Source organism: Mesorhizobium sp. M0598 (genome assembly GCF_040320865.1).
GTDB lineage: Bacteria > Pseudomonadota > Alphaproteobacteria > Rhizobiales > Rhizobiaceae > Mesorhizobium.
Map to the genome: position 1 here is coordinate 1 of NZ_JAMYQL010000124.1, position 583 is coordinate 583.

The following is a 583-nucleotide window of genomic DNA, read 5'->3' on the forward strand; positions in this document are numbered from 1 at the left end:
GGGCGCGGGCGCTGTCCAGTATCTGCCTGGTCTTGCCTTGCAGCTCTTCCTGCCTGGCCTGCAAGGCTAGCGTGTCGCCCTCGACATAGGGCCGCCGGTAGAGCGTCTCCAGCACCGCCCGGGTCTTGAGCACCTGATAGATCGAAAGCGCCGGGCAGCGGCTTGCATTGGCGCCGCTGGTGCGCTCGGCTTGGCCTGGTTTGAGATGGGCATCGATCTTGTGTTCCACCACCGGCTGGATGGCGTTGAGCAGGTTCAGCGCCGACTTGCGGTGCCAGCGCAACACCGGCTTCGGGCTGCGAGCTAGTGGCAGCAGGGAGGCGCAAAGATTGCCCATCGTCTCGAGGTTGTTGTCGAGCTTAAACCCGGGAGCGGCCCGTAACACCTCGAGCCTGTCCAGCCCCGGCTGTGCCAGCGCACCGAGATCGTCCAACAACTGCGCCTTGCCCAACGCCTTGAATATACCCGCGATGGCAAGGACATCGGCCTGCTGCAACCGATCCTCGGCATAGTCGAGATAGTGCGCCAGCTGATGCAGCCGGTCCTTCAGCAAGGCGGGTTCGGCGACCTCGCCGGCGGTCTC

The 583-nt window shown here is 64.7% G+C and carries 1 pseudogene; it reads right to left on the reverse strand.

Annotated elements, in window-relative coordinates:
- Positions 1–583, reverse strand: a pseudogene (locus NKI59_RS35030) (shikimate kinase); the annotation flags it as partial.